12 protein-coding genes are annotated in these 15,338 nt (G+C 60.9%); 5 read left to right on the top strand and 7 right to left on the bottom strand.

Translation table 11 applies throughout. From position 1 onward, the window contains the following. Positions 1–140: 140 nt before the first annotated feature. From P0D96_RS12990 to P0D96_RS12975, 4 genes are all read left to right on the top strand, one after another. A complete protein-coding gene (locus P0D96_RS12990) occupies positions 141–647 on the top strand; it encodes a hypothetical protein (RefSeq protein WP_132383599.1) in 507 nt (168 codons plus the stop codon). A gap of 25 nt (positions 648–672) precedes the next feature. Beyond that, positions 673–2,124, top strand: a complete 1,452-nt coding sequence (locus P0D96_RS12985; protein WP_132383597.1) for a bifunctional 2-methylcitrate dehydratase/aconitate hydratase — start codon at positions 673–675, stop codon at positions 2,122–2,124. Positions 2,125–2,164: 40 nt separating this feature from the next. Further along, complete coding sequence (acnA, locus tag P0D96_RS12980; RefSeq protein WP_132383595.1) at positions 2,165–4,882, top strand: aconitate hydratase AcnA; 2,718 nt, start codon at positions 2,165–2,167, stop codon at positions 4,880–4,882. A gap of 585 nt (positions 4,883–5,467) precedes the next feature. Further along, positions 5,468–5,740, top strand: coding sequence for a hypothetical protein (locus P0D96_RS12975; RefSeq protein WP_408313706.1), 273 nt, complete (start codon positions 5,468–5,470; stop codon positions 5,738–5,740). A gap of 343 nt (positions 5,741–6,083) precedes the next feature. On the opposite strand, the gene P0D96_RS12970 is transcribed toward P0D96_RS12975, so the two are convergent. From P0D96_RS12970 to P0D96_RS12940, 7 genes are all read right to left on the bottom strand, one after another. Further along, positions 6,084–6,836 carry an Hpt domain-containing protein gene (locus P0D96_RS12970; RefSeq protein WP_408177677.1) on the bottom strand — a complete coding sequence of 251 codons (753 nt, stop codon included), beginning with the start codon at positions 6,834–6,836 and terminating at the stop codon, positions 6,084–6,086. Positions 6,837–7,111: 275 nt separating this feature from the next. Then, positions 7,112–7,747 carry a response regulator gene (locus P0D96_RS12965; protein WP_408177676.1) on the bottom strand — a complete coding sequence of 212 codons (636 nt, stop codon included), beginning with the start codon at positions 7,745–7,747 and terminating at the stop codon, positions 7,112–7,114. Between the two features lie 112 nt (positions 7,748–7,859). Further along, positions 7,860–8,951, bottom strand: coding sequence for an OmpA family protein (locus tag P0D96_RS12960; RefSeq protein WP_408177675.1), 1,092 nt, complete (start codon positions 8,949–8,951; stop codon positions 7,860–7,862). A gap of 147 nt (positions 8,952–9,098) precedes the next feature. After that, positions 9,099–9,938, bottom strand: a complete 840-nt coding sequence (locus P0D96_RS12955) for an ABC transporter permease (RefSeq protein ID WP_132383585.1) — start codon at positions 9,936–9,938, stop codon at positions 9,099–9,101. Positions 9,939–9,953: 15 nt separating this feature from the next. Beyond that, positions 9,954–11,231 (bottom strand): ABC transporter permease, encoded by a 1,278-nt coding sequence (locus tag P0D96_RS12950; RefSeq protein WP_342960207.1) that lies wholly within the window; start codon positions 11,229–11,231, stop codon positions 9,954–9,956. 117 nt (positions 11,232–11,348) lie between these two features. Beyond that, complete coding sequence (locus P0D96_RS12945) at positions 11,349–12,398, bottom strand: ABC transporter substrate-binding protein (protein ID WP_132383583.1); 1,050 nt, start codon at positions 12,396–12,398, stop codon at positions 11,349–11,351. A 107-nt stretch (positions 12,399–12,505) separates the two neighbouring features. Then, the gene (locus P0D96_RS12940) at positions 12,506–13,603 is read right to left on the bottom strand and encodes an ABC transporter ATP-binding protein (protein WP_408284932.1); all 1,098 of its coding nucleotides are present in this window, start codon (positions 13,601–13,603) and stop codon (positions 12,506–12,508) included. A gap of 129 nt (positions 13,604–13,732) precedes the next feature. Here P0D96_RS12940 and pdxR point away from each other — a divergent pair, with 129 nt between their 5' ends. Then, positions 13,733–15,280 (top strand): MocR-like pyridoxine biosynthesis transcription factor PdxR, encoded by a 1,548-nt coding sequence (gene pdxR / locus P0D96_RS12935; protein ID WP_408177673.1) that lies wholly within the window; start codon positions 13,733–13,735, stop codon positions 15,278–15,280. Positions 15,281–15,338: the final 58 nt, after the last annotated feature.

Here is a 15,338-nt window from a genome sequence, read left to right as displayed (position 1 = left end):
GAATTTGAAGTACCTGCCGCTAAATAGGAGAAAATAGCGGTCGCTGTGCGCTTTCAAAGCGCGTGCAGTTCAACCACGCGGTCGCCAGGACCGGTAGGCCGCGGAATGTTTAACTGAAACTAGATAGAAAGGTTTTCTCCATGAAAAAGCTGATGATCGCCGCCGTGATTGGCGCCCTGTCCACGACGATGCTGTCCGTCGCGACTGACGCCGCCGCGCAAACGGCGACCACCACGAAGCCGGCTGCCAGCGCTGCGCCGAAAAAACCGCAGCCGAAGCGCCTGATCAAGCGCAAACCGAACCCGGCCAAGGAAGCGAAGGTCGATCCGGTACCGGAAGGCGCGGAAAAGTGGTCGTGCAACGAAGGCCAGGCTTTCGAACTGAAGGGCGACATGAAGCGTGACCAGATCGTCACGGTTCACTGGGCTAACAAAAATTACAATCTGCCGCGCGAAGCGACCACCACGGGGGCAGACCGCTTCCACGATGCCGCAACGGGTATGGACCTGGTCGTGATCCCGACGAAAGCGATGTTGTTCTCGGACAAGGACAGCTCGCGCCTGGCCGACGAGTGCAAGACGGCAGCGATGCAGCAAGGCGCACCGGCTCCGACGCAATCGAACGCGATCGACAAGACCAGCAACTAATCATCGTCATCAGGAAAGCTCTCCGATGTCCGCTCCGATTTCCAACGTGCGACCCGACCCGGACCCAGTCCTGGCCGATATCGTCGATTACGTTCTGGATTATCAGATCGATAGCAGCCTCGCGCTGGAAACCGCGCGTCACTGCCTGATCGATACGCTCGGCTGCGGACTCGAGGCGCTCACCTACCCGGCCTGCACCAAGCTGATGGGACCGATCGTGCCGGGCACGATCGTCCCCAACGGCGCGAAGGTGCCGGGCACGTCGTTCCAGTTGGACCCGGTTCAGGCCGCCTTCAACATTGGCGCCATGATCCGCTGGCTCGACTTCAACGACACCTGGCTTGCCGCCGAATGGGGGCATCCGTCGGATAACCTCGGCGGAATTCTGGCGACGGCCGACTGGCTCTCGCGCAGCGCCATCGCAGCGGGCAAACAGCCGCTGGCGATGAAAGACGTGTTGATCGCCATGATCAAGGCGCACGAAATTCAAGGCTGTATCGCGCTCGAAAACTCCTTCAACAAGGTCGGGCTCGATCATGTATTGCTGGTGAAGCTGGCGTCGACCGCAGTGGTCGGCCAGTTGATCGGCCTCACTCGCGACGAACTGATCAACGCGGTGTCGCAGGCGTTTGTCGATGGGCATGCGCTGCGCACGTACCGCCACGCGCCGAATACCGGCTCGCGCAAGTCGTGGGCTGCGGGCGATGCGACCTCGCGCGCCGTGCGTCTCGCGCTGATCGCGAAGACCGGCGAGATGGGCTATCCGTCGGTGCTGACGGCGAAGACGTGGGGCTTTTACGACGTGCTCTTCAAGGGCAACGCGTTCCAATTCCAGCGTCCGTACGGTTCGTACGTGATGGAAAACGTGCTCTTCAAGATTTCTTTTCCGGCAGAATTCCATGCGCAAACCGCAGTGGAAGCCGCGATGAAATTGCACGCGCAACTCGCGGCTGAAGGCAAACGCGTGGAAGACATCAGCAAGATCACGATCCGCACGCACGAAGCCGCGATTCGCATCATCGATAAAAAAGGACCGCTGAACAATCCGGCCGACCGCGATCACTGCATTCAGTACATGATCGCCGTTCCGCTGATCCACGGCCGGCTGACGGCCGCGGACTATGAAGATTCGATCGCGCAGGACGCGCGGCTCGATGTGCTGCGCGCGAAGATGGAATGCGTCGAAGACGCGCAGTTCACGAAGGATTACCACGATCCGGAGAAGCGTTCGATCGCCAATGCACTGACGATCGAATTCAACGACGGATCGACATTCGACGAAGTCGTAGTCGAATACCCGATCGGTCATAAGCGTCGTCGCGAAGACGGGATCCCGTTGCTGGTCGAGAAGTTCAAGACCAACCTCGCGCGCCGCTTTCCGGTCAAGCAACAACTGGCGATTCTCGACGTGTCGCTGGATCAGGCAAGGCTCGAAGCCATGCCGGTCAATGAATACGTCGATCTGTACGTCATCTAGTTAAGTACTGTAGTTCCGCGATCAAACCAAGGAAAACACCATGGCCCACAACCTCCACAAAACGCTCAAGGAATTCGACAGCGGTTCCGGCAAAGGCAAGTTCTACTCCCTGCCGCAACTCGGCAAGGCACTGAACATCAAGATCGACCGCCTGCCGGTTTCGATCCGAATCGTGCTGGAATCGGTGCTGCGTAACTACGACGGCAAGAAAATCGCCGAAGAACACATCGAGCAACTCGCGAACTGGAAGCCGACCGCCGCGCGCGTCGACGAGATCCCGTTCGTGGTGTCGCGCGTCGTGCTGCAAGACTTTACCGGCGTGCCGCTGCTCGCCGACATCGCGGCAATGCGCGGCGTCGCGAAACAAATGGGCAAGGATCCGAAGTCGATCGAACCGCTGGTCCCGGTCGATCTGGTCGTCGATCACTCGGTGCAGATCGATCACTTCCGCGAAAAGAACGCGCTCGACCTGAACATGAAACTGGAATTCCAGCGCAACAACGAGCGCTACCAGTTCATGAAGTGGGGCATGCAGGCATTCGACACGTTCAAGGTCGTGCCGCCGGGCGTCGGTATCGTTCACCAGGTGAACCTGGAATACCTCGCACGCGGCGTGCACAAGAAGGCTGAAGGCGCGGACACGGTGTACTACCCGGATTCGCTGGTCGGCACCGATAGCCACACCACCATGATCAACGGCATCGGCGTGGTGGGCTGGGGCGTGGGCGGTATCGAGGCGGAAGCCGGCATGCTCGGCCAGCCTGTGTACTTCCTGACGCCGGACGTGGTCGGCGTGAACCTGAAGGGCAAGCTGCGCGAAGGCGTGACGGCAACCGACCTGGTGCTGACTGTCACCGAACTGCTGCGCAAGGAAAAGGTTGTCGGCAAGTTCGTCGAGTTCTTCGGCGAAGGCACGCGCTCGCTGTCGCTGCCGGATCGCGCGACGATCGGCAACATGGCGCCGGAATACGGCGCGACCATGGGCTTCTTCCCGGTCGACGAGAAAACCATCGACTACTTCAAGGGCACGGGCCGCACGGACGCGGAAATCTCGGCCTTCGAGAAGTACTTCAAGGCGCAGAACCTGTTCGGCGTGCCGAAGGAAGGCGACATCGACTACACCAAGGTCGTGACGCTGGATCTGGGCACGGTCGCACCGTCGCTGGCAGGCCCGAAGCGCCCGCAAGACCGTATCGAAATCGGCAATGTGAAGTCGACGTTCAGCGACCTGTTCTCCAAGCCGGTTGCGGAAAACGGCTTTGCGAAGAAGGCCGAAGACCTCGACGCGCAATACACGACGAGCAATGGCGTCGACGTGAAGAACGGCGACATCCTGATCGCCGCGATCACGTCGTGCACGAACACCTCGAACCCGAGCGTGCTGCTGGCCGCCGGCCTGCTGGCGAAGAAGGCTGTCGAAGCCGGCCTGACGGTCGCTCCGCACATCAAGACGTCGCTGGCTCCGGGATCGCGTATCGTCACCGAATACCTGACGAAGACCGACCTGCTGAAGTACCTCGACAAGCTCGGCTTCACGCTGGCCGCTTACGGTTGCACGACCTGTATCGGTAACGCGGGCGATCTGACGCCGGAACTGAACGAAGCGATCACGAAGAACGACATCGTCGCGGCAGCGGTTCTGTCGGGCAATCGTAACTTCGAAGCGCGTATTCACCCGAACATCCGCGCCAACTTCCTGGCCTCGCCGCCGCTGGTCGTCGCCTACGCGATCGCCGGCAACATCACGCGCGACCTGATGACCGAACCGGTCGGCAAGGGCAAGGGCGGCAAGGACATCTACCTGGGCGACATTTGGCCGACCAGCGATGAAGTCAACGACCTGCTCAAGTTCGCGCTGGACGCGGAAGCGTTCCGCAAAAACTACGCGTCGCTGACCAAGAAGGGCGACCTGTGGAGCAAGATCGAAGGCGAGGAAGGTCAAGTCTACGACTGGCCGAAGTCGACCTACATCGCCGAGCCGCCGTTCTTCGGCAAGGACTTCTCGATGACGCCGGCCGACAGCATCGCAGCGGTCAAGGACGCGCGCGCACTGGGCATCTTCGGTGACTCGGTCACGACCGACCACATCAGCCCGGCTGGCTCGATCAAGGAAGACTCGCCGGCAGGCAAGTGGCTGAAGGAAAACGGCGTGCAGAAGGCCGACTTCAACAGCTACGGCTCACGCCGCGGTAACCATGACGTGATGATGCGCGGCACGTTCGCGAACGTCCGGATCAAGAACCTGATGATCCCGACGAAGGCAGACGGCTCGCGCGTGGAAGGCGGCCTGACGATTCATCAGCCGAGCGGCGAAAATATGTCGATCTACGACGCAGCGATGAAGTACATCGACGCCGGCACGCCGACCGTCGTGTTCGCGGGCGAAGAGTACGGCACGGGCTCGTCGCGTGACTGGGCTGCGAAGGGCACGCAACTGCTGGGTGTGAAGGTTGTGGTCGCGCGCAGCTTCGAGCGGATTCACCGTTCGAACCTGGTCGGCATGGGCGTTCTGCCGCTGCAGTTCAAGGGCTCGGATAGCGTGCAATCGCTCGGCATTACCGGCGAAGAAACGTACGACATCGAAGGCCTCGGCGCGGACTTCAAGCCGCAACAGGAAGTGACGCTGGTGATTCGCGGCAAGGACGGCAAGGAAAAACGCGTGCAGGTGCTGCTGCGTATCGACACGCCGATCGAAGTCGACTACTACAAGCACGGCGGGATTCTGCCGTTCGTGCTGCGTTCGCTGCTGGCTGCTTAAGGTATTCGCTTACCTGTACAGTAGCTGCGAGCTGTTTTGCAGGAGCTGCGTCCTGTGGAGGACGCAGCTGACTTTAAAGCCCGACCGGTGGTCGGGCTTTTTTTTGGCTGCTTACTTTTTGGGCGCTATTTGCCGGCGCCGCTTGTGCCGAAGGCTTCAGGGTCGTCGGTGATCCGACGCTGCGTTAGGTGGGCGCTCCAGTCGGTATCTTTCGGCACCGGGATGCGAGCCCGCGTCGTGATGTTCGCGCGCCGTTGCTGGGCCGCCCAATCGAGCAATGCGGCGCGCTCCGCTGTGTCGGTTGCGGACGTAGGGCGCGCGGTCCAATCGGGTTGTTGCGACGTGGACGGTTGTCCGGGTCCGGATGGCTTGGCCGTGTGGCTTGGTGCCGGGCGTTCGTCCGCTTGCAGTTTGCTGAGGTGTGTGACTGGGACCCGATGGCGAGGCTTTGCGGCTTGGCTTGCAGTGTCCTGATGCATAGACACTCGGGCGGTTGGACGCGGCACAAGGCTTTCGACATGCTGCGGCTTCGGTGGCTCGCGAGAAACCTCGCTCGCCTTCGCTGTGTTTGGCGTAGGAACAGCGATGGGACTCGTCGCCTTCGGCGAACTAGCGGCCAAGGGTATGCTTCGCGCGATCGCGCGGGTGAATTCGACCGGCGGCTGTGCCGGTTTGGCACGCTCGCGTGGATCAGGCGCCATCGTACTTCCGTCTGCCGACGCAACCGGCTGCGTTATCGACTTAGCCGCAGCCGTAGTCGTGGCTGTCGTCCTGTCGGCATCGTGCGTCGTACAGGTGGCCAGCAGCCAGGCCAGTGCAATGCTGCAGCCCGCGAAGATCGCCGCTCCCAGCATATGATCCGAACGGGTCGACCTCGGGCGCACTTGACCCATATTCAGGTAGTACCTGGCTTCGGCCAACTGCTCCGCAAACCGATGAGAATGGTCGCGTTGCGCCGGCAGTTTGTAGAAAAAAAGAAACTTCACACCGGGTGGTACTGGTCCACGACGTGCTGGCGGCGACGGGTGTTGTACCGCATCCTGGATTGCCTGTTGTGCAGCGGTGAGTGGCGCGGGTTGCGGTTCGCGTTGTGCCATGGTCTGGACCTGCCGACGCCTTGAACCGAAAGGCGGCGGCAAGACATCGAACGGCCGCGGAATTGGAAGCGCCAAGTCGCCTTCGATCAAGGCAAGCGGTCGATTCATTGTGAGGTGCTCCGGTATGCGCGCGACGTTGCGTCGAGTTGCGTGACCAGGGTTCTGGCGCGCGCCGTTAGCGCGTCGATTGAGCCGGTGCTGTGTTCCAGGGGCGACGTACTCGCACGCCGCAACGCCTCCATCAAACTGCGCGCACCGACGAGGCCCACTGCTCCGCTCAACCGATGCAGCACGCTATGGAAATGATCGAAGTCGCCTTCACGATGCAAGGCGTTGAGACGCTCGAGGTCTTCATTCATTGCCTCACGCCAGTTGTTGAGAAACGCGTGAAGATCGACTCCCTCTTCGGATAGAGCATCCAGATAACGGCTTTCAAAGGGCTCAAACGAGGCGCTTGCGGAAACGTCCCGTGGCTGCGTGGTGTTCCGAAGAAAAGGCGCTTGTGCATTGCCGCTAGCCGTTCCCGCGGATGGCTCCTGTTGTTCGACGGCGAACAGCGCGTTGAAGGTCGCGCGAGGGCCCTTCTCTGAACTGGTCGCGATGGAAAGCTCGCCGTGCATGCACTGCGCCAGTAGTGTGCAGAGTGGCAAACACGCGTCGGCGTCGGCGAGTCGCTTGGCTACCTGTGAGTCACCAGCGACTGGAGCCGAAGGCTGCGACGGCGCGACGGCAGCATGCTTATCCGCACCGCCGACCACGCTGATAAAGATACGTTGCGAGCCCGAATTCAACGACTGCGCCCACACGACGAGCGAAATCTCTCCCTGCGCGCTGAGTTGGACCGTTCGGTTGAGCAAATGGAAAAGGACTTGGCCTAACCGGGCACCGTCGGCGCGAATCGTTTCGGCGACAGTGTGGTCGACGTTCGCACGCAGGTGCAAATCGCGACGAGATGCAAACGAGATGAGCAATGCGAAAACACCATCGATGAGCTCGCGCAGGTTCGTCGCGCTCTCTTCGAGGACAAACGCGCGAGATTCTACAGGCGCGGCATCCAGCAGATCTTTAAGCGTTTGGCTCCATGTGGACGCAGAGGAACGAGACAGACTCGCAGTATTCATAGCCCACAAACCTACTCGACCAAACGGTGCAAAGTCGCGAACTCGATGAGACCTGCTAACGACGAAAGGCCGAGTTTCTCCTGGATACGGCTTTTGTATGTGCTGACGGTTTTGTCGCTGATAAACAAGGCATCCCCAATCGCCTTATTCGACATGCCTTTCGAAAGCATCTGCAGAATCACGAGCTCCTTATCCGACAGCAGCCCGATCCTGGCTTCTTCACCTCCCTCCCCAGCAGCGAACGCCATACCGCCGCCATTAGTCGTCACCGGGAACACGGTATAGCCTGCCAGCACCGCCTCTACCCCGCGCATGATCTCCTTCATTTCCTGCGACTTGCCGACGAAACCATGCACGCCCGAGCGCATCGCGCGCGGCGCGAACGTCGCCGGATCGTGACTCGACAGCACCATCACGCGAATCGGCGGATGAACGAGCTTGAGTCGGGGAATCACATCGAGTCCGCTGATGCGCGGAATGTCGAGATCCAATATGGCGAGCTCTGGCGTGTGTATGCGGGCCATCTCGACAGCGCTCTGGCCGTTATCGGCCTCGATCACTTCTTCAACGCCAAGCAATTGCACGAGCTGCATTTTGATGACCATACGAAACGCAGGATGGTCGTCGATAACCAGAATAGTTGACACTTTTCTTAATCCTCCTGAATACACGCTTTGCGACATTGATCGTTGGCAGCGTCAAGGTCGAAGACGCATAGATCTGTGCGGCACGCTTGCTAGCTTTCCACCCAAGGGCACACTACGGGGCCACCGCGACGAGTTCAATCTCGACGCGTCGATTCGGCGCGAGGCATCGCATCAACACATCTCGCTTCGTTTGCTGGCAGTCCACCAACGGATTCTCACTGCCTCTGCCCTGCGCGGTCATCGGCAAGCTCACGCCGCGCGCTCGCAAATACCGCTCGATTGTGTACGCGCGCTGCATGGACAAACCGATGTTGTAAAACTTGTCGCCGAGGCGGTCAGCGTAGCCGGTGACCTTCAACTCACACATGGCAGGAATCTTCTTCAAACGCATTGCCACGTCGTTCAACTGTCGTTTGCCGGCGGGCAATATCGCGGCGGCGTCACCGCCGTTGAAACGGAAAAGAGAATCGGTCTTTAACGCGATCGTCCGCGGCGAATTCGCAGCTGAGGCGGAGGCAGGACCACGTGCGGGCGCCGGAGCGGACGTCGGCGTTTGTACAGCCTGCTTGCATTGCAGCGCAGTTTCCGCCGACTGACGCAAGTTGTCCTGCACTTCAGGCAGGCGTTTCTCGGCGTTGGAGAAACTGCGTCGCCATGCGTCATGCCCGCTTTGCATCAGCTCGACTTCGGCACAAGCAAGCGGCGGCAGCGCCTGCGGACATTGCGCAACAGCGGGATCCGACTTGATGGTATTGACGATCTTCCAAAGATCGGGGCGCACCGTGGACACGGTACGCAGCGCGGGATTGACAGCCGATAACGGCGCACCGTTCTCGAGGCTCATCGTGATCATGGCTGCCTGGCCAATCGCTTCTTCGACGAAGCCCCAGTGATCGTCGGCTTGCCGCGCCTGTTGAGCGGCATTGATCCAGCATTGTGCCTTGGCTTGAAAATAGCCGTTCTTATCGCCCGGCAAACGGTCGAGCCGCGTCTGCAGTAGTGCCAACGCCGTGCCGCTGCTTACGACCGGCGCGTAGGTGCTGATCCATTGTGAGTTGACCGCGCCCGCGGCTTCGTCCTGAGTGACGCCGAATCCGCTATGCAATAGGGTGGCGTCTTGAACGCCAAGCCGGTCACGCGCGCCGTGGTCCGCGCAGGCCGTTAAGGCTAGCGCGCACACAAGCACCATTAGCTGGTGTTTCATTGATTCCCCGCGTCGAGCGCATCTTCTTATCGAGGGCTACGAGTATGAAGATATGCTGATGCATAGGGAATGGGAGCAATCTTAGATTAGCGTCAGGAAAATGTTAATTGTGATGCGTTTCAAATAAAATCTGTCATCAGCAGATACTCAGACCTTGACTGCCCGCGCTGCATTTCGCCCACGCAGCCACTCGAGCGCCAGTAACAGGCTGGTGGAAAAAATAATCAGAATGGTCGCCAGCGCGGCGATGGTCGGGCTGATATTTTCGCGGATACCGGTGAACATCTGTCGGGGCAACGTAGTCTGATCCGCGCCCGCCAGGAACAGCGTCACGACGACCTCATCGAATGAAGTCGCAAATGCGAACAGCGCGCCCGAAATCACGCCCGGTGCGATTACCGGCAACGTGATACGGAAAAACGTCTTCACCGGATTTGCGCCCAGCGACAAACTCGCCCGCACCAGGTTGTAGTTGAAGCCCTGCAAGGTCGCCGCCACCGTCGTCACGACAAAGGGAACGCCGAGCGACGCATGCGCGAGAATCAGACCGATGTAGGTATTGGCCAACCCAAGCGGTGCAAAGAACAGGTACATGCCGACGCCGACCACCACCACCGGCACGATCATCGGCGAGATCAGGATCGCCATGAGCAGCCCTTTGCCGCGGAAGTTCGCCTTGGTCAGTCCGATTGCCGCCAACGTCCCAAGCACGGTCGCAACCACCGTCGCCGAGGGCGCGACGATAAAGCTGTTCTTGGCCGCCATGCGCCATTCATCGGACGCGATCAGATTCTGATACCAGCGCAACGACCAGCCCGGAATCGGATACACCAGAAATGTGCTCGACGAAAACGACAGCGGCACGATCGCCAGCACCGGCAAGATGAGATACAGGAGCGTGAGCACCGCCAGCGCACGCAACGCGAAATACCACACGCGTTCGACGAAAGACGTATGCGGCGCGAACAAAGGCTTGGCAAGTTTCATCGCAATAGACTCCGTTCAGCCGAGGCTCAGTGACGAACGCGTGAAGCGCCCGTAAATGACGTACAGCACCAGCGTCGCGGCGAGCAGCAAGCCGCCGAGCGCGCACGCCATGCCCCAGTTGATGGTCACGTTGGTGAAGTACGCGACGTAGTAGCTGACCATCTGATCGTTCGGTCCGCCGAGCAAGGCCGGCGTGATGTAGTAGCCGATTGCCAGAATGAACACCAGCAACGCGCCTGCGCCGATGCCCGGATAGGTCTGCGGTACATACACACGCCAGAACGCGGCGAACGGATGGCTACCGAGAGAAATCGCGGCGCGCTGATAGGTCGGCGGGATCGACTTCATCACGCTATAGAGCGGCAGGATCATGAACGGCAGCAGAATGTGCGTCATCGAAATATAGACGCCGGTCCGGTTGAACAGCAGCGCCAGCGGATCGTGCAACAGCCCGCTGCCGACCAGCGCCTTGTTCACCAGCCCTTCGCTTTGCAGAATCACGATCCATGCCGCAACGCGCACGAGGATCGAGGTCCAGAACGGAATCAGCACGAGAATCATCACCAGATTCGCGCGACGTTCGGACAGCGTCGAAATCCAGTAGGCGAGCGGATAACCGAGTAGCAGCGCGAAGAACGTCACTGCCGCGCCGATCACAAAGGTGCGGCTGAACACGGCGAGATAAATCTGTTGATCAGGGTCGGTCGGAATGATGTGACCGAACGCGTCCTGTTTGTGGTCCAGCGAAGCCAGCAGATAAAACGGCGAATACGCGCCGGAATTTTTCGCGATGGCTTGCCAGTACGCGACGTCGTTCCAGCGTTCGTCAAGCTCGGCGAATTTCGCGTGCATCTGGGCGGGCGTCAGTTGCAAGGGCTTGCTGTTGTCGTCGACAAACGGCATGGCGCGCGCGGATTTGGCGACCAGCGAACGGTAGCCCGGAATCTCCACGTTCAGGCGTCGTGCGAGTGCGCCCATGCCGTCGCTGTCGGCGATCGCGGCGAGGTCGACAGCCAGCGCGGCATACGCGGTATCCGGCGGCGGTGTCTTGCGATCCCACGCGCTCAACGACGCCAGCGTATGCGGCAGCGCGTTGACGACTTCGGGATTTTGCGCGGCGCGCGTGAGCAGCGCGCCGATCGGCACGACAAAAATCAGCAGCAGAAAAATCGCGAGCGGCGCGATCAGCAGCAGGGCCATGGCCCGCTTCCTGGCTTCCGCGGCCTTCAGCTCGCGCTTGAGTCGGCCACTTGATTCAGGCGTCGAATCGGCAGCGATCGTCATCGTAGTCACACCTGTCTCCTGCTTTACCTTGGAAGCGCGCGCACTTGGGTACTGCATGCGCGCGCGTCATTTCACAACTCGAAGGCGCGGCGGCATCGAACCCACCACGCCCTCACACAACACTAACTACTTCGAAGCCCACGACGAAAACCGCTGCTCCAACTCATCGCCATGATCGGTCCAGAACGCCAGGTTCTGCAGCACCGCATTCTTCCCATTAGCCGGCGAGTTCGGCAGATTCGCAAGCGTCTTCGGATCGAGCGCCTTGATAGCCGCCACATTCACCGGACCGTACGCGATGTTGTGCGCATAGTCCTGTTGCGGCTTCGACGAAATCGAATAGGCGATGTACTTCTCGGCCAGCGCCTTGTTCGGCGTGCCCTTCGGAATCGCCCAGTAGTCGAGGTCGTAGATGCTGCCGTTCCACACCACCTTCAGGTTCTTGCCTTCCTTCTGCGCGGCGTCGATGCGGCCGTTATACGCAGTGGACATCACCACGTCGCCCGCGACGAGGAATTGCGGCGGCTGCGCGCCCGCTTCCCACCACTGGATGTTCGGCTTCAGTTCGTCGAGCTTCTTGAACGCGCGGTCCTGGCCTTCCTTGGTGGCGAGCACCTTGTAGACGTCCTTCGGCGGCACGCCGTCGGCCATCAGCGCGAATTCGAGGTTGTAGCGTGCGCCTTTGCGCATTGCGCGCTTACCCGGGAATTTCTTCACGTCCCAGAAATCGGCCCAGCCGGCCGGCGCCGTTTTCAGCTTGTCAGCGTTGTACGCGAGCGCCGTCGACCACACGAAGAAGCCCACACCGCAGGTTTGCGGTGCTTCGGGAATCAGATCCGCCTTCTTGCCGATCTTCGACCAGTCGAGTTTCTCGTACAGCCCTTCATCACAGCCACGGCCGATATCGCCCGATTCGACTTCCACCACGTCCCAGTTCACATGCTTGGCTTCGACCATCGCCTTCACTTTGGCCTGCTCGCCGTTGTATTCGACGGCGGTGACTTTGTTGCTGGTCTCCTTTTCGAACGGCTGGTTGAATGCAACCTTTTGCGCGTCGCCATTCGCGCCGCCGAAATTGACGACCGTCAATTCGGCCGCATTGACTTGCGCGGCGCCCAGCGCGAGCGCCACAGCACCGACAGCGATGGCGCAGCGCGATTTCCCGATCTTGCTCATGGTGTGTTGCTCTCCTTTGGTGGTGTGCTTCATACGTTCAGTGCGACTTTGTTATGTGCTGCTTGACTTGCCCTGCCTGCGTCGAACATCTTGCGCGTTCGACGCGTTCACGCCCCTGCGAAAACCCGCAGATGCTCGGGTGCGAATTCGAGTGCGACCGGTGCGCCGGGCGCGAAGGTGTCGAGCACGCCGGTGCCGAGCGGCACCTTCACGAAGCACTCGTCCTGTTGCGGCAGACCACAACGCATGCGCACGTGGTCGCCGAAATAGATCAGCCCGCGCGCTTCACCGGTGAGCGCATTGGCGCCCGGCCGCGACAAGCCGTTGGCGAGCTTCATGCGCTCGGGCCGGATGCACGCGACCGCCGGCGTACCCGCTTGCGCGCCGCCGATATTGCGGCCGGTGAGGCGCGTGCCGTCAATCAGGTGAAATTCGCAATACTCGCCGTCGACATTCGCGATCGTGCCGCGCAGCTTGTTGCTGTCGCCGATGAAGTTCGCCACGAACTCATTGCACGGCGATTCGTACAGCCGGTCCACGGTATCGAGCTGCTGCACGATGCCTTTATCGAACACGGCGACGCGATCGGACATGGTCAGCGCCTCGCCCTGATCGTGCGTGACGTACACGAACGTGACGCCGAGTTTCTCGTGCAATGATTTAAGTTCGTACTGCATGTGTTCGCGCAACTGTTTGTCCAGCGCGCCGAGCGGCTCGTCCATCAGCACGAGTTTCGGCTCGAACACCAGCGCGCGGGCGAGCGCGATACGCTGCTGCTGGCCACCGGAAAGCTGCGCCGGATAGCGCTTTGCGAAGCTCTCCATGCGCACCATCTTGAGCGCGTTATTCGTGCGATGCGCGCGCTCTTCCGCCGAAATCTTGCGCACGGTAAGCGGATACGCGACGTTCTGCTCGACCGTCAGATGCGGAAACAGCGCGTAGTTCTGAAACACCATGCCGATGTTGCGCTTATGCGGCGGCACGGTATTGAGCAGCGTGCCATCCAGCCAGATTTCGCCGCCGGTGGGAAATTCAAAACCCGCCAGCATCATCAGACAGGTGGTCTTGCCCGAACCGGACGGCCCGAGCAGCGTCAGAAATTCGCCCTGATAGATATCCAGGTCGAGCTGTTTGACGACCAGCGTTTCGCCGTCGTAGGTCTTTCGCACACCTCGAAAGCTGACGATCACGTCTTCGGTTTTCATCGTCCAAGTCTCCTCTGCGGTCCGGCTGGCTCCCGTGCAAAGCAGCGGGATTGCAGCAATTGCGTGGCTCACTATAGACCGTTACGGTTCTACAATATGGAACCATTTCATTATTCCGGATAGAACCACTTGGACACCGTGATTTTGTCGGATTGGCTTGCCGCGCGGCTCGACCGCGCGGCCGCCGAACCGGTCTACCGGCAGACGTTGCGGCTCATGCAGCAGGCTATCCTGACCGGCCAGCTGCCGCCGGGCACCAAGCTGCCCAGCTCGCGCACGCTCGCCGAAGACCTCGGCATTGCGCGCAACACGGTGCTGCACGTCTACGACCAGTTGACCGCCGAAGGCTATGTGATCTCGACCACCGGCAGCGGCACCTACGTCGCCGACACGCGGCCGGACACGGCCGCGGTGAATATGCGCAGGAAGCCGGCCGTGGCGAGCGTCGACAAAGAAGGCAGTACAGCCAGGGAAAGCCCCAAGCCGCCAAAGCGCGACCTCAGCGATCTGTCGACCCGCGGACGCCGTCTGATCGACAAAGCCGGCGTTTCCGCGAAACAGTGGGGCGCGTTCATGCCGGGCGTGCCCGACGTCGCGGAATTTCCGGCGCGCACGTGGAGCCGTCTGCAGGCGCGTTTGTGGAAGGAAGCCAATCCCGATCTGCTCACCTACGCGCCCGGCGGCGGCTACCGGCCATTGCGGCGGGCGTTGTCGGACTACCTGCGTGTGGCGCGCTCGGTGAACTGCACGCCGGACCAGATCATCATCACCACGGGCATTCATCAGTCGATCGATCTGGCGGTGCGTCTGTTGACCGATGTCGGCGACCGCGCGTGGGTGGAAGAACCGTGCTATTGGGGCGCACGCAGCGTGCTGCAGTCATCGGGGATTACCCTCGTGCCGGTGCCGGTGGATGACGAAGGCCTGAATCCGCGCGAACAGGATCTGCAACAGCCGCCGCGGCTCGCGCTCGTCACGCCGTCGCATCAGTATCCGCTCGGCATGGTGATGAGCCTCGCGCGCCGTCGCACACTGCTCGAATACGCGCGCCAGCACAACGTGTGGATCATCGAGGACGACTACGACAGCGAGTTCCGCTACGGCAGCCGTCCGCTCGCGTCGCTGCAAGGACTCGACGACGCCGGCCAGGTGATCTATGTCGGCAGCCTGGGGAAAATGCTGTTTCCGGGCCTGCGGATCGGCTATATGATCGCGCCGGAGCATCTGGTGGATACGTTCCGCACAGGCGTGGCGGAGTTGTATCGCGAAGGTCAGTTGATGCAGCAGGCGGTGATGACCGACTTCATCATGGACGGCCATCTCACCTCGCACGTTCGGCGCATGCGCGCGCTGTACGGCGAACGCCGGCAGATCCTGATCGACGCCATCACCGCGCGTTTCGGCAACGAACTGCCGGTGATGGGCGACGAGGCCGGTCTGCATCTGGTGCTCGGCCTGCCGGATCACGCGAACGATCGCGCGGTGACGGCCGCCGCTTACGACGCCGGCGTAATCGTGCGCCCGCTCGCAAGCTATTACAGCAGCGATACGCCCGCGCGGCGTGGACTGCTGCTCGGGTATGCGTGCGTGCCGAACGACAAGATCGGCCCCGCGTTCGACACGCTCGCGCGCGTGATCGAGCAAACCGCGTTGAAGGCGCCGACGCGCGCCGCTTGAGCACATGCCGCCGCGAGCATGCGCGGCCGGCAGCGGTGCGCTCAACGTTCAACGTTCT

It is taken from the genome of Paraburkholderia sp. RL17-347-BIC-D (genome assembly GCF_046027915.1).
Taxonomy (GTDB): domain Bacteria; phylum Pseudomonadota; class Gammaproteobacteria; order Burkholderiales; family Burkholderiaceae; genus Paraburkholderia.
The sequence above is the reverse complement of the archived record's forward strand: the minus strand, read 5'-3'. Positions and strand labels throughout refer to the sequence as shown.

Excerpts from the sequence above, each read along its gene's own strand:
- P0D96_RS12985 (WP_132383597.1), top strand. The coding sequence starts at position 673 with ATGTCCGCTCCGATTTCCAACGTGCGACCCGACCCGGACCCAGTCCTG.
- P0D96_RS12940 (WP_408284932.1), bottom strand. The coding sequence starts at position 13,603 with ATGAAAACCGAAGACGTGATCGTCAGCTTTCGAGGTGTGCGAAAGACC.
- P0D96_RS12955 (WP_132383585.1), bottom strand. The coding sequence starts at position 9,938 with ATGAAACTTGCCAAGCCTTTGTTCGCGCCGCATACGTCTTTCGTCGAA.
- P0D96_RS12975 (WP_408313706.1), top strand. The coding sequence starts at position 5,468 with ATGGGACTCGTCGCCTTCGGCGAACTAGCGGCCAAGGGTATGCTTCGC.
- acnA (WP_132383595.1), top strand. The coding sequence starts at position 2,165 with ATGGCCCACAACCTCCACAAAACGCTCAAGGAATTCGACAGCGGTTCC.
- P0D96_RS12960 (WP_408177675.1), bottom strand. The coding sequence starts at position 8,951 with ATGAAACACCAGCTAATGGTGCTTGTGTGCGCGCTAGCCTTAACGGCC.
- P0D96_RS12990 (WP_132383599.1), top strand. The coding sequence starts at position 141 with ATGAAAAAGCTGATGATCGCCGCCGTGATTGGCGCCCTGTCCACGACG.
- P0D96_RS12945 (WP_132383583.1), bottom strand. The coding sequence starts at position 12,398 with ATGAGCAAGATCGGGAAATCGCGCTGCGCCATCGCTGTCGGTGCTGTG.